Origin of the sequence: Streptomyces sp. NPDC016469 (assembly GCF_040632905.1) — a bacterium.
In the GTDB taxonomy this organism is placed as follows: Bacteria; Actinomycetota; Actinomycetes; order Streptomycetales; family Streptomycetaceae; genus Streptomyces.
The window spans coordinates 117,284-129,599 of sequence record NZ_JBEYCQ010000001.1; the positions used below are offsets into that span (position 1 = coordinate 117,284).

Sequence of the window (12,316 nt, forward strand, 5' to 3'; positions counted from 1 at the left end):
GCGGCCCGGGGGCGGATATTCGCCGACCTGACCCCTCTGCGGACCTCGCCCGACTACCGGCGGCTCTGGTTCGGGAACACCGTCTCCTGGGTCGGGCAGGGGATGACGGCGCTCGCGGTCTCGTTGCAGGTGTACGACCTGACCGGGTCGGCGTTCTCCGTGGGGCTCATCGGAGCGTGCTCGCTGGTGCCGCTCGTGGTGTTCGGGCTGTACGGCGGTGCCGTGGCGGACACCGTGGACCGGCGGAAGCTGGGGCTGGTCAGCGCGTTCGGCTCGTTCCTGCTGTCGGTGGCGCTCGTGGGGGTCACCGTGGCCGGGGTCGAGCAGGTGGGGGTGCTGTACGCGGTCGTCGCGCTCCAGGCCGTCTGCTTCGCGCTCAACTCGCCCGCCCGCAGCTCCATGATCGCCCGGCTGCTGCCGGCCGAGCAGCTGCCCGCCGCCAACGCGCTGAACTCGATGACCAGTACCACCGGCACGCTCGTCGGGCCCATGCTCGGCGGCCTCATCGTCGGCTGGTGGGGGTACCGGGCCGCCTACGGGGTCGACGCCGTCACCTTCACGGCCTCCCTCTACGCGATGTGGCGGCTGCCCTCCATGCTGCCCGAGCGGGACGGCGCGGCGGACCGGAAGCGGGCCTCCGTGCTGGACGGGCTGCGGTTCCTCGGGACCCGGCCCAATCTGCGGATGACGTTCCTCAGCGACCTGTGCGCCATGGTGCTCGCCCAGCCCCGCGCGCTCTTCCCCGTCGTCGCCGTCCTCTGGTACGGGGGCGACGCGAAGACCACCGGGCTGCTCGTCGCCGCACCGGCGCTCGGGGCGCTCCTCGGCGGGGTGTTCTCCGGATGGCTCGGCAGCGTCCGGCGGCACGGTCTCGCGGTCCTGGTCGCCGTAGCCTGCTGGGGCGCCGCCGTCGCCGTCTTCGGGCTGACCCGGCAGCTCTGGCTGGGGATCCTGTTCCTGGCGCTCGCCGGGGCCGCCGACACCACGTCCATGGTCTTCCGCAACACCATGCTCCAGGCTGCCGTGCCGGACGAGCTGCGGGGACGGCTCCAGGGCGTCTTCATCGTGGTGGTGGCCGGCGGGCCCCGGCTGGGGGACTTCGTCGCCGGATCCGCCGCCGACCTGACCTCCCCCCGTCTCGCCGTCACCGGCGGCGGGATCGCGTGTGCCGTCGCCGTGGGGCTGCTCGCGCTGCGGTGGCCCCGGTTCGCCCGGTACGACGCGCGCAGCCCCGAGGCGTAGGAGGGCCTACGCCACCCTCTCCAGCTTCGGCATCTCGCCGCCCGTCGTACCGCTGTCGAACAGCGAGAACGGTGCGCCCTGCGGGTCCGTGAGCGCGGCGAACCGGCCGAACGGGATGGTCAACGGGCCGAACCGCAGCGCCGCGCCCAGGGACTTCGCCTTCTCCACCGCCGCGTCGCAGTCGTCCACCGCGAAGTACACGTTGATGTACGCCGGCACCTCCGGCGGGAAGTCGTCCGTCATCCTCATGCGCCCCATGACCGGGTCGGCGCCCAGGTCGTAGAGCGTGAAGTCGGCCCCTTCGTCCGCCATGCGCTGCACGCCGTACCCGAAGACCGCCGGGAAGAAGGCGTCCGCCTTCTCCGGGGCACGGGTGAAGACCTCGGCCCAGGTGAAGGCGCCGGGGACCCTGCCGGCCTCGAAGCCCTGGTGGCTGCCGGGCTGCCATACGCCGAAGGTCACCCCGCCCGGGTCGGTGGCCAGCACCATCGTGCCGAACTCGCCGACCCGCATGGGCTCCACCAGGACGGTGCCGCCGTTGTCGCGGATCCTGGACGCGGTGGCGGCCGCGTCCGGTGAGGCCAGGTACAGGCACCAGCCGGTCGGCATCCCGCCCGGGCCCGGCGGCATCAGCGCGGCGACCGCCTTGCCGTCCACCTGGGCCTGGGTGTAGTTCCCGTACTCCGTCAGCGACTCGCCGAACGTCCAGCCCAGCAGCTCACCGTAGAAGCGTTTCGCGCCCTCCAGATCGGTGAACGTCGCGTCGGCCCAGCACGGCGTGCCCTCGGTCGCTCCTGCGGTCATCGTGGTCATCTCCTCGTGCGAGTGAGTACCCCTGGTCCACGCTAGCCAGCCTTCACGTCCCCTGCCCGTCGGCTCGCGGGCCGGCCACCGAGCGGGCCACGCCCAGCTCCACCAGGTCCTGCGGGCGCAGCCGCAACTGTCCGGCCGTGGCCCGGACCCGGTCCGGGGAGCGCTTGAGGATCGCGGCGGCCAACTCGGGCGCGATGACCGAGAAGTAGCTGTCCGGGGTGACGTGCGTGTTGTCCGGAGCGGCCAGCGCCAGTGCCCCGCCCGAGCCGCCCTCGCCGATCACCAGCGTCGTGACCGGGACCCGGGCCGCCGCCACCGCCGCGAACGCGTCCGCGATGGCCGCCCCCGCGCCCGCCCGCTCCGCCTCCGCGTCGTTGGCCGCGCCCGGCGTGTCGACCAGCGTGAGGACCGGGACGCCCAAGCGGTCGGCGAGCCGGATCACCCGGGCCGCCGTCCGGTAGCCGGCCGGGCGCGTCGCCGTGCCGCACTGCGCCACGTACGCCACCGCACGCCCCTCGCGCAGCCCGAACCCGCAGAGCAGCCCCGGGTCCGTGCCACCGCAGCGGTCACCGCTCAGCGGGAGGCGCACGTCGAAGTAGGCGTCCAGATAGGCCCCGGCGCGCGGCCGGTCCGCCGCCCGCGCGCGGAGCACCGCGTCCCAGCCCGTCTCAGGCGGATCCGTCGCCGCGAGCGCCGCCGGGACCGGGGCGGGGGAGGGCGGGGTGTCCCGGCGGGCGAGCAGGCCGAGCCAGCGTCCGACCACGGCCGGCAGCTCCCCGGGCGCCACGACCGCGTCGACCGAACCGGCCGTGAGCTGGCCCTCGGCGGTGTACGCGGCGGGGTCGGCGCCGGCCGGACGCACCCGCGACCCGGCGAACCCGATCTGCGCCCCGGGCACCGCCAGGATCACATCCGCACCCGCGCCCAGCGTGGCCCAGCCGCCGCCGGTCGTCGGGTCGCGCAGGACCGCGAGCTGCGCCGGGCCCGCCGCCCGCAGCCGGGCCGAGGCGCGGGCCACCCGCTGGAGCTGGGTCAGCGCGATCATGCCCTCCTGCATGCGGCTGCCGCCCGTGGCGATGAGCGAGACGAGCGGCAACCCCTGGGTGATCGCCTCCTCGTACGCCGCCTCCAGCCGGTCCCCGGTGCGCTGCCCGAGCGACCCGCCCAGGAACCCGAACTCGAACGAGATCAGCACGCAGGGGTGCCCGCCGACCGTGGCGGTGCCGTGGACGACGGACTCCTGCTCGCCGGTACGGGCGGTGGCCCGGGCCCGCGATTCGGCGTAGCCGGCCCAGCCGAGCGGGCCGTCGCCGGCGGTGTCCCCGGCGGGGGCGGCGGACTCGGTGAAGGTGTCGGTGAGCGCGGCGATCGCCTCGCGTGCCGTCAGCCGCTCAGCCATGGAGCGCCCGCTTCATGATCTTGCCCAGGTCGTTGCGCGGCAGCGCGTCCAGGTAGCGGACGGTGCGCGGCCGCTTGTGCGGGGCGAGCTGGGCGGCGACATGGTCCGCCAGCTCCTCGGCGGCGGGCGGGGCGTCCGGGTCGGCGGGCACCACCCAGGCCACGATCCGCTCGCCCAGGTCCGCGTCGGGTTCGCCGGTGACCGCCGCCTCCCGCACGCCGGGGTGATCGAGCAGCGCGTTCTCGATCTCGCCGGCGCCGATCTTGTAGCCGCCGCTCTTGATCAGGTCCGTCGCCCTGCGGCCGACGATGCGCACATAGCCGTCCGGGTCGAGCGTGGCCATGTCGCCGGTCCGGAACCAGCCGTCGGCGGTGAGCGCGGCGGCCGTCGCGTCGGGCCGGTTCAGATAGCCGGTGAACAGGTTGGGGCCGCGCACCTGGATCTCGCCGATCGCGTCCGGGCCGGTGAGCGGGGTGCCGTCCTCCTCGACCAGGCGCAGCTCCACCCCGCGCAGGGGCGGGCCGACCGTGCCGGGGCGCGGGGCGCCGTCGGCCCGTACACCCGTGTTCATCAGGGTCTCCGTCATGCCGTACCGCTCGATGACCCGGCGGCCGGTCGCCGCCGCGATGCGCTCGTGGTCGTGGACCGGGAGCGCGGCCGACCCGGAGACCAGCAGCCGGGCGCCCGCCAGGGCCTTCGCGAGCCCGTCCGACGCGTCCGGTTCCACCAGCGCCTCCGCGAGCCGGTGGTACATGGTCGGTACGCCGAACAGCATCGTGCCGCCCGCGCCCAGTTCCCGGGCCACGCCCTCCGGCGAGAACCGGCCCAGGTGGCGCACCGAGCCGCCCCGGCGCAGGGGGCCCAGGACGCCGAGGATCAGCCCGTGCACGTGGAAGAGGGGGAGCGCGTGCACCAGGACGTCGTCGGCGGTCCACTGCCAGGCGTCCTCCAGTGCGTCCAGCGACGCGGCGAGCGCCCGGCGGGGCAGGACGGCTCCCTTCGGCGGGCCGGTCGTCCCGGAGGTGTACACCACCAGGGCGGGGGACTCCGGGCCTGGTTCGGGCAGGGCGGCGGCGGGCGCGGGGCCCGGGGGCGCCGTGGTGACGTCCAGGCGGGTCAGGCCGGCCAGCGCGGGCGGGAGCACGTCGTCCGGCGAGGCGAGGACCAGCGAGGGCGCGCTGTCCGCGACGATGTGGGCGAGCTCGCGTTCCCCCGTCTTCGGGTTCAGCGGGACGGCCGGCACCCCGGCCCGGAGCGCGGCGACGACCGCGACGACGGTGTGCGCGGTCGGGGTGGCCCAGACGGCGACCCGGCCCGCGCGGGTGAGCCGGGCCGCCAGGGCGTCCGCGACCCGGGCCAGCCCGGAGTAGGTGAGGGTGACGTCGTCGAACCGGACGGCCTCGCGGGCGGCTGCCGGACCGGACGGGTCCTGGAGTGCGGGCAGAAGTGGCATCATCCTGCGCACCCTAGATCGCGGCGCTTCCCCCGGCCCCGGGAACCGACTCGAATGAGGCCCGCCTCACGCCCCGCCTCACCCGTCCCCCCGCACGTTCCGCATGCGCCCGTACGCGTACACGCAGCCCGCCAGCGCCAGGTCGGACAGGAGCATGAAGCCGATCGAGTACGAGCCCTTCGCGCTGTAGATCGCGCCCATCACCAGCGGCGGCACGAACCCGCCGAGTCCGCCCATCGCGCCGACGATGCCGGTCACGCTGCCCACCTTCGCCTGGGGGGTGACCTGCGAGACCAGCGCGAAGACGCTGCCGCTCGCCGTGCCCAGGCCCGCCGCCATGACCAGCAGCGCGACCGTGCCCGTCGGGTCGAGCCGCGGGTCGAACGCCTGGACGATCGCCATCAGGGCGGCCACGCCCAGCGCCACCGAGGTGACGAGCGCCGGGTGGACCCGGTCCGAGAGCCAGCCGCCGATCGGCCGGAAGATGACCGTGACCAGGGCGAACCCGGCCGCCTTCGTGCCCGCGTCGGTCGGCGTCAGCTCGTACCACGTCTTGAGGTACGTCGGCAGGTACACGCCGAACGCCACGATGCCGCCGAAGCCGATCGCGTACAGCGCGGACAGCTCCCAGGTGACCCGCAGCCGGCCCGCCGAGCCCAGCCGGTGGGCCAGCGAGTCCGTCGGCACCTTGCGGCCCGGGTGGTCGTTGATGAGCAGCCCGGAGAGCGCCGCATACACCACGAGGGCGCCGGCGACCACGAGGAACGGCAGGTTGTCGCCGTGCTCGGCGATGCGCGGCGTGAAGTAGCCGGACAGCGCGACGCCGCCCATGCCCATCCCGAAGACACCGAGTGCGAGACCGCGTTTGGCGGGCGGGAACCACGAGTTGACCAGCGGGATGCCGATCGCGAACGTCGTGCCGCCGATGCCGAGCAGGAAGCCCACGGCGAGCATCGCCCCGTACGAGTTCTTCGCCGGGATCAGCAGCAGCACCGGCAGGATGGTCAGCGCCGAGGTCACCGGGAACATCAGCCGCGCCCCGAACTTGTCGGTCAGCGCGCCCACCGGGATGCGGCCCAGCGACCCGACCAGCACCGGCACCGCCACCAGCAGCGACTGCTGGAACGAGCTCAGGCCGAGGCGGTCCTTGTAGTCCCCGGACATCGGCGCGATCAGGTTCCACGCCCAGAAGGTGAGCGTGAAGCCGATCGTGGCCATGATCAGGTTGCGATAGGCGGCGGAGCCCGGGGCGTCCACGGGTGCGGGTGACTGCTTCACGGCTGTGTCCACACGGTCAGTCAAGGACGGCTGCGGACCGTGAGCCCGTCGGCCTGCTCCGTACGGGGGACGCCTCCCCGTTCTTCGCATATACGGACAAGCTGTCACAATGGTGACCATGGATCGTCTGGACAGGGAAATCCTCGGTGTCCTCCAGGAGGACGCCCGGATCTCGTACCGCGACCTGGGCATGCGGGTCGGACTCAGCGCCAACGCGGCGGCCGACCGGGTCCGGCGGCTGCGCAAGGACGGCGTCATCCGCGGCTTCACGGTGATCGTGGACCCGGCCGCCGACACCCGCACCGGGCTCGTCGTCTTCATCGACGTCACCCTGCGGATGGACACCACCAACGAGACGTTCGAACGGGCGGTGCTGACCCTGCCCGGCATCACCGAGGTGGTGCACGTGACGGGCGGCCACGACTATCTCGTACGCGCCACCGCCGCCGACACCGCAGCGCTCGACGCCCTCCTGCGCCGCCTCAAGCGCGAGGCGGGCGTCGCGCACTCCAGCACCCGGGTCGCCCTGCGGGCCGCGCCCGGCCCGTGACCGGCGGCGACCTCACAGCGGCGCCTCCCAGGTCACGGTGTCCGCCCGCGAACCGTCCGGCTCGCGTCCGTCGTCCGCCACCGTGAGGCGGACCGCACCCCGGCCGTCCGGCAGGGTGGCCGTCGCGTCCACCTCCACCTCGATCGCCGAGACCCCGGCCCGCCGGTGCGCCGCGGCCAGCGCGCTCCGGAGCGCCGCGAGCAGCCGCTTGCCGACCGGTTCCGCCACCAGCGCGTCCACCGCCCCGGCGAACCGCACCGACGGCTGGAAGCCGAGCACCGCCGCCGCACCCCCGGTCTCCCGCAGCACCTGGCCCCGGAACGTGGCGGGGGCCTCGGCGGGCGGCTGCTGGAGCGCGAAGATGGCCGTCCGCACCTCCTGGATCGTGGAGTCCAGCTCGTCCACGGCCGTCCCGAGCAGCTCGCCCGTCTCCCCGGCACCGGCCCTCCGGCGGGTCGACTCCAGCATCATCTCGGTGGCGAACAGCCGCTGGACGACCAGATCGTGCAGGTCCCGTGCGATCCGGTCGCGGTCCTCGTACACCGCCAGCCGCTCCCGGTCCTGCTGCGAGTCCGCCAGCACCAGCGCCAGCGCGGCCTGCGAGGCGAACTGGGCGGCCAGCAGCCGGTCCAGGCCGGTGTACGGGCGGGCTCCGCGCCGCCGGGGCAGGGCGAGCGTCCCGATGAGCCGGCCCCCGCTCTGCAACGGCAGCATCATGCTCGGCCCGAACCGCGACCGTACCGGCGTCGTCATCCGGGGATCGGTCGCCGAGTCCTCGATGAACACGGCCTCGCCGCCGAGCAGCTGATCGAGGACGGGGGAGCCGGGGGCGATCGCCGTGCCCACCAGGCCGGCCGGGTCCTCGTGCGTCGAGGCGACCACGATCTCCATCCCGCCCGCGTCGGTGGGCTGGAGGATCACCCCCGCCGAGGCGTCACTGAGCAGACGCGCCCGCTCCGCCACCGTCGTCAGCGCGTCGGACAGGTTCTCGCCGGTGAGCAGGGTGTTGGTGACGGCCGCCGCGCCCTCGATCCACCGTTCCCGCTGGCGGGCGCTCTCGTAGAGCCGGGCGTTGCCGATCGCGATGCCCGCCTGCGCGGAGAGGACCTTCAGCAGCCCCGCGTCCGTCTCGGTGAAGTGCCCGGTGTGCTTCTCGGAGAGGTAGATGTTGCCGAAGACCTCGTGGTGCACCCGGATCGGTGCGCCGAGGAACGAACGCATCGGGGGGTGCCCGGGCGGAATGCCGGTGGCACGCGGATCGGCCGTCAGATCGTCGGAGCGCAGCGGGCCCGGTGCGTCCACGAGCGCGCCGAGCATGCCGGTGTGCCCGTCCGGGAAGTCACCGATCGCAGCCTGCTCGTCCTCGCCCATCCCGCATACGTACAGCTCGCGGATCGTGCCGCGCACGGGGTCCAGTACGCCCAGCGCCCCGTACCGGGCGTCGGTCAGGGCGGTCGCGGTGTCGATGATCTGCTGGAGCGTGGCCCGGAGTTCGAGGTCGGAGCCGACGCTCAGCACGGCCTCGAGGAGCCGGGGCAGCAGCGGCGACCTGGGCAGGCCGCGGTCCGGGAGCGCCCCCGGTGGCCGGTCCGTCATCCGCCGCTCCCGCCGCCGGGGTCAGCTCGCCAGCGGGTCGAGCACCAGGGGGCTGATCTCGCCCTCCATCATGGCGCCCAGACCGAGGATCGAGCAGGTGTCGGGCCGCTCCGCGATGTGCACCGGCACGCCGGTCGCGTCGCGCAGCATCTGGTCGAGGCCGGGCAGCAGGGCGCTCCCGCCGACCATCGTGATCCCGCAGTCCGCGAGGTCGGCGACCAGATCGGGCGGGCAGTCCCGCAGCACCTTGCCCACCCCGTCCAGGACGGCGGTGAGCGGGCGGTGGATCGCCTGCCGGATCGCGGCGGTGTCGACCTCGACGGACCGGGCGAGGCCGGTGGCGACGTCCCGGCCGTGGATCTCGGTGACCGAGGGGCCCTGCGTGGTCAGCCCGTTGCCGTGCAGAGCGAGCTGGAGCGGGCGCACGGACTGGCTGGGCAGCATCAGTTCGTGGTGCTGGCGCAGGTGCTGGATCACCGCGTGGTCGATCGCGTCGCCGCCCACCGGGAGGCGTACCGCCGTCACGATCGAGCCGAGCGAGAGCACCGCGATCTGTGTCGTCGCGGCCCCGCACACCATGATCATGGTCGCGGTCGGCTGCTCGACCGGCAGCCCGCAGCCGACGGCCGCCGCGATCAGGGTGTCGACCAGCTCCACCCGCCGGGCGCCGAGGCCGACCAGGGTCTCCACGGAGGCCCGCCGAGCGAGCGGGTCGCTGTCGTGCGGGGTGCAGGCCGCGGCGCGCAGCCAGGGCTTGCGGCGCAGCTGGCGGCGGAGCTTCTCGCCGAGCAGGTGGCGCAGCATGCGCTGGGCCATCTCGATGTCCACGACGGTCCCGCCGGAGACGGGCCGGGTCACCCGGATGTAGTCCGGGGTGCGGCCCGTCATCTGCTCGGCGAGCGCACCCACTGCGATGAGCGAGCCGGTACGGGTGTTGACGGCGGCGACACTCGGCTCGTCCACGACGAGGCCGGGCCCCTTGACGTACACCCGGGTGCGGGCGGCCCCCAGGTCGACGGCGACATGGCAACGGCGCAACTGCTCAAGGCTGACGGTCACGGCGGGTTCCTCCCGAGAGCGTTGAGGGCGACCGACGAACAGCCGGCTCTCCTGAAAGCCTGCGCCGTTCGGGGACACGCCGCCCGCTGGGCTGAGCCGGAGGAGGGACCACCTGACGGCGTGTCGAGCGCGTTGCGCGCGGAGCGCGCGCAGCCGTAGGAACCCGCCGCACGGCTGGCCCCCGCGGCACAACCCAGCCCGGTACGGCAAACGCCCCCTCAGCTGCCCGGAACCACCCGCTGCAACAACCCCCACGTGAACTCCGCGACGCACGCGCTCGCCCCGGCCCCCACCCCGATCCGCAGCGCGAACCGCGTCGGCGCACTCCCCTCCATCGGCCGGGCAGGCGCAAACGCACGGGCGACCTCGTCCACCGTGCACGACCAGGGCACGAGGTCGTCCACCGTCCGCAGCACCGGCGCGGAAGCGCCCCGCGCCCGCACCAGCCACTCGTTCCACACCGCCCCGCCCGGCGCCACCATCACCTCGAACCGCAGCTCCGGCCAGAGGGGAACGGGCCACAGCAGCACGTCGAACTCCAGGTCACCGAGGATTCGGCGGCCCGTCGACTCCGGCTCGCCGAGCACCGACCGGTAGCGTCGCAGCACGCCCCGCCCGCGCGGCGCCCGGACCATGGCCTGCCACCGCCGGTTCGCCTCGCGCATCTCCGCGAGCGTCGCGCTCAACTCGTGCCGGGCGTCCTCCACCAGACCCGGCTGGTGGTCCGCCATCCGGCGCAGAAGGACGAGCTGGAACTCACGGGGCCCGAAGGGCCCGGAAGGGGCGGCGGCGCTCATGGACCCCATCGTGCCCGTCCGCCGCTCAGGCGCCCAGCATCCGCCGCAGCAGATCCCGCAGCACCGTGCGGTCCGCCGTGGACAGCCCCGCCAGCGGCTCCCGCGCGAAGTCCAGCGCGTCCCGCAGCCGCGCGGCCGTCGCCGCGCCCCGCTCGGTCGGCGCGGCCAGCTTCACCCGCCGGTCGGCCGGGTCCGGGCGCCGCTCCACCAGACCGCGCGCCTCCAGCCGGTCCACGATCCCGGTCACGTTGGACGGCTCGCACTTCAGCTTCTGGGCGATCCTGCGCATGGGAAGCGGCTCGACGGACAGCAGTCCCAGGACCCGGGCCTGCGCGCCCGTGAGGCTGTGCGCGGCCGCGGCCTGCTCGTACTCCTCGTAGTAACGCGCCACGACGCTGCCGATGAGCTCGATGACTTCGAGGGTCAGGGGGTCTGTGCGCGAGGTGGCCATGACACCCAGGATACCCAGTTGCTTGACAACGTGAAATATCCAGGAGCATGGTTGTTTCATGTGGTGAAGCTTTTCCACCGCGTCAGACCGACACCCCCACACCGAGGAGACCCCGAGCCCATGTCTGCAGCTCTTCCCGCGTCCGGCCGCGAATGGCACCTCACCGCCCGTCCGCACGGCTGGCCGAAGGCCGAGGACTTCGCGCTGCGTGAGGCCCCGGTCGCCGCCCCCGCCGAGGGCCGGGTCCTCGTGCGCAACCTGCACTTCTCCGTCGACCCGTACATGCGCGGCCGGATGAACGACGTGAAGTCGTACACCCCGCCGTTCAAGCTCGACCACCCCATGGACGGCGGAGCCGTCGGCGAGGTCGTCGCGTCGAACGCCGAGGGCTTCCAGGTCGGCGACCACGTCCTGCACGGCCTCGGCTGGCGCGAGTACGCGAGCGTCCCCGTCCAGCACGCGGTGAAGGTCGACGCCTCGATCGCCCCGCTCTCCGCCTACCTCGGGGTCCTCGGCATGACCGGGCTCACCGCCTACGCCGGCCTGTTCGACGTGGCGTCCTTCAAGGAGGGCGACGCGGTCTTCGTCTCCGGCGCCGCCGGCGCGGTCGGCAGCCAGGTCGGCCAGATGGCGAAGATCAAGGGCGCGTCCCGGGTCATCGGCTCCGCCGGCTCCGACGAGAAGGTCAAGCTCCTCACCGAGGAGTACGGCTTCGACGCCGCGTTCAACTACAAGAACGGCCCCGTCGCCGAGCAGCTGCGCAAGGCCGCCCCCGACGGCATCGACGTCTACTTCGACAACGTCGGCGGTGAGCACCTGGAAGCCGCGATCTCCTCGTTCAACGTGCACGGCCGCGCCACCATCTGCGGCATGATCGCCCAGTACAACGCCACCGAGCCCACCCCCGCCCCGCGCAACCTCGCGCTCGTCATCGGCAAGCGGCTGCGCCTCCAGGGCATGCTCGTCGGCGACCACGCCGACCTCCAGCAGCAGTTCGTCCAGGAGGTGGCCGGCTGGCTGGCCTCGGGCGAGCTGAAGTACCGCGAGACGGTCGTCGAGGGCATCGAGAACGGCGTCGACGCCTTCCTCGGCCTGCTGCGCGGCGAGAACACCGGGAAGATGATCGTCTCCCTCGGCTGAACCGCCCTTCCCCGCACCCGTTAGGCTCAACCCAGGCCGCCGCGATCGTGGGCGCGAGTCGCGGCGCATCAGCAGGAGGAATCCTCGGTATGACCATTCAGAACATAGCCGTCGCGTACACCGCCGTCGCCACCGCCGAGAACGGCCGTGACGGCCGCGTCGCCTCGGACGACGGCAAGCTCGACGTCGTCGTCAACCCGCCGAAGGAGATGGGCGGCAGCGGCGCCGGCACCAACCCGGAGCAGCTCTTCGCCGCCGGTTACAGCGCCTGCTTCCAGGGCGCGCTGGGCGTCGTCGCCCGCCAGGAGAAGGCCGACATCTCCGGCTCCACGGTGACCGCGGCGGTCTCCATCGGCAAGACCGAGGCCGGCGGCTTCGGCCTGGAGGTCGCGATCACCGCGACCATCCCGAACGTCGACAAGGCGACCGCGCAGGCGCTCATCGAGAAGGCCCACCAGGTCTGCCCGTACTCGAACGCCACGCGCGGCAACATCAAGGTGGAGCTCGCGGTCGCCTGACCGCCCCCGCACCACTGAAC

Annotated in this window: 12 protein-coding genes; 4 read left to right on the top strand and 8 right to left on the bottom strand. The window is 73.7% G+C overall.

The features are described from left to right. Positions 1-36: 36 nt before the first annotated feature. Positions 37-1,242, top strand: coding sequence for an MFS transporter (locus ABZ565_RS00535; protein WP_361019262.1), 1,206 nt, complete (start codon positions 37-39; stop codon positions 1,240-1,242). Between the two features lie 6 nt (positions 1,243-1,248). Here ABZ565_RS00535 and ABZ565_RS00540 read toward each other — a convergent pair whose 3' ends face one another. The 4 genes from ABZ565_RS00540 to ABZ565_RS00555 all read right to left on the bottom strand — a co-directional run bounded on the left by ABZ565_RS00540 (position 1,249) and on the right by ABZ565_RS00555 (position 6,197). After that, positions 1,249-2,055 (bottom strand): VOC family protein, encoded by an 807-nt coding sequence (locus tag ABZ565_RS00540; protein ID WP_361018493.1) that lies wholly within the window; start codon positions 2,053-2,055, stop codon positions 1,249-1,251. 43 nt (positions 2,056-2,098) lie between these two features. Continuing rightward, complete coding sequence (locus ABZ565_RS00545) at positions 2,099-3,454, bottom strand: carboxyl transferase domain-containing protein (RefSeq protein WP_361018495.1); 1,356 nt, start codon at positions 3,452-3,454, stop codon at positions 2,099-2,101. After that, the gene (locus ABZ565_RS00550) at positions 3,447-4,910 is read right to left on the bottom strand and encodes an acyl-CoA synthetase (protein WP_361018498.1); all 1,464 of its coding nucleotides are present in this window, start codon (positions 4,908-4,910) and stop codon (positions 3,447-3,449) included. Before ABZ565_RS00550 ends, ABZ565_RS00545 begins: the two co-directional genes overlap by 8 nt. A 75-nt stretch (positions 4,911-4,985) precedes the next feature. Continuing rightward, positions 4,986-6,197 carry an MFS transporter gene (locus ABZ565_RS00555; RefSeq protein ID WP_361018501.1) on the bottom strand — a complete coding sequence of 404 codons (1,212 nt, stop codon included), beginning with the start codon at positions 6,195-6,197 and terminating at the stop codon, positions 4,986-4,988. A gap of 106 nt (positions 6,198-6,303) precedes the next feature. On the opposite strand from ABZ565_RS00555, the gene ABZ565_RS00560 reads away from it, so the two are divergent. Beyond that, positions 6,304-6,735, top strand: a complete 432-nt coding sequence (locus ABZ565_RS00560; protein WP_361018504.1) for an Lrp/AsnC family transcriptional regulator — start codon at positions 6,304-6,306, stop codon at positions 6,733-6,735. 12 nt (positions 6,736-6,747) lie between these two features. On the opposite strand, the gene ABZ565_RS00565 is transcribed toward ABZ565_RS00560, so the two are convergent. The 4 genes from ABZ565_RS00565 to ABZ565_RS00580 form a co-directional block, all read right to left on the bottom strand. Continuing rightward, complete coding sequence (locus ABZ565_RS00565; RefSeq protein WP_361018506.1) at positions 6,748-8,331, bottom strand: GAF domain-containing protein; 1,584 nt, start codon at positions 8,329-8,331, stop codon at positions 6,748-6,750. Positions 8,332-8,352: 21 nt separating this feature from the next. Next, positions 8,353-9,390, bottom strand: a complete 1,038-nt coding sequence (locus tag ABZ565_RS00570) for a rod shape-determining protein (protein WP_361018509.1) — start codon at positions 9,388-9,390, stop codon at positions 8,353-8,355. Positions 9,391-9,608: 218 nt separating this feature from the next. After that, on the bottom strand, positions 9,609-10,196 hold the full coding sequence (locus tag ABZ565_RS00575) for a hypothetical protein (RefSeq protein ID WP_361018511.1): 588 nt from the start codon (positions 10,194-10,196) through the stop codon (positions 9,609-9,611). A gap of 16 nt (positions 10,197-10,212) precedes the next feature. Further along, the gene (locus tag ABZ565_RS00580; protein WP_361018514.1) at positions 10,213-10,638 is read right to left on the bottom strand and encodes a MarR family transcriptional regulator; all 426 of its coding nucleotides are present in this window, start codon (positions 10,636-10,638) and stop codon (positions 10,213-10,215) included. 120 nt (positions 10,639-10,758) lie between these two features. Between ABZ565_RS00580 and ABZ565_RS00585 the strand changes: the two genes are divergently transcribed. Together ABZ565_RS00585 and ABZ565_RS00590 are read left to right on the top strand one after the other, a co-directional pair. Further along, positions 10,759-11,778, top strand: a complete 1,020-nt coding sequence (locus ABZ565_RS00585; RefSeq protein ID WP_361018517.1) for an NADP-dependent oxidoreductase — start codon at positions 10,759-10,761, stop codon at positions 11,776-11,778. A gap of 89 nt (positions 11,779-11,867) precedes the next feature. Beyond that, entirely contained in the window at positions 11,868-12,296 is a 429-nt protein-coding gene (locus ABZ565_RS00590) for an organic hydroperoxide resistance protein (protein ID WP_265544505.1), read from the top strand. Positions 12,297-12,316: the final 20 nt, after the last annotated feature.

Coding starts and splice junctions, on each gene's coding strand:
- ABZ565_RS00560 (WP_361018504.1), top strand. CDS start 6,304: ATGGATCGTCTGGACAGGGAAATCCTCGGTGTCCTCCAGGAGGACGCC.
- ABZ565_RS00545 (WP_361018495.1), bottom strand. CDS start 3,454: ATGGCTGAGCGGCTGACGGCACGCGAGGCGATCGCCGCGCTCACCGAC.
- ABZ565_RS00575 (WP_361018511.1), bottom strand. CDS start 10,196: ATGGGGTCCATGAGCGCCGCCGCCCCTTCCGGGCCCTTCGGGCCCCGT.
- ABZ565_RS00565 (WP_361018506.1), bottom strand. CDS start 8,331: ATGACGGACCGGCCACCGGGGGCGCTCCCGGACCGCGGCCTGCCCAGG.
- ABZ565_RS00585 (WP_361018517.1), top strand. CDS start 10,759: ATGTCTGCAGCTCTTCCCGCGTCCGGCCGCGAATGGCACCTCACCGCC.
- ABZ565_RS00550 (WP_361018498.1), bottom strand. CDS start 4,910: ATGATGCCACTTCTGCCCGCACTCCAGGACCCGTCCGGTCCGGCAGCC.
- ABZ565_RS00580 (WP_361018514.1), bottom strand. CDS start 10,638: ATGGCCACCTCGCGCACAGACCCCCTGACCCTCGAAGTCATCGAGCTC.
- ABZ565_RS00540 (WP_361018493.1), bottom strand. CDS start 2,055: ATGACCACGATGACCGCAGGAGCGACCGAGGGCACGCCGTGCTGGGCC.
- ABZ565_RS00590 (WP_265544505.1), top strand. CDS start 11,868: ATGACCATTCAGAACATAGCCGTCGCGTACACCGCCGTCGCCACCGCC.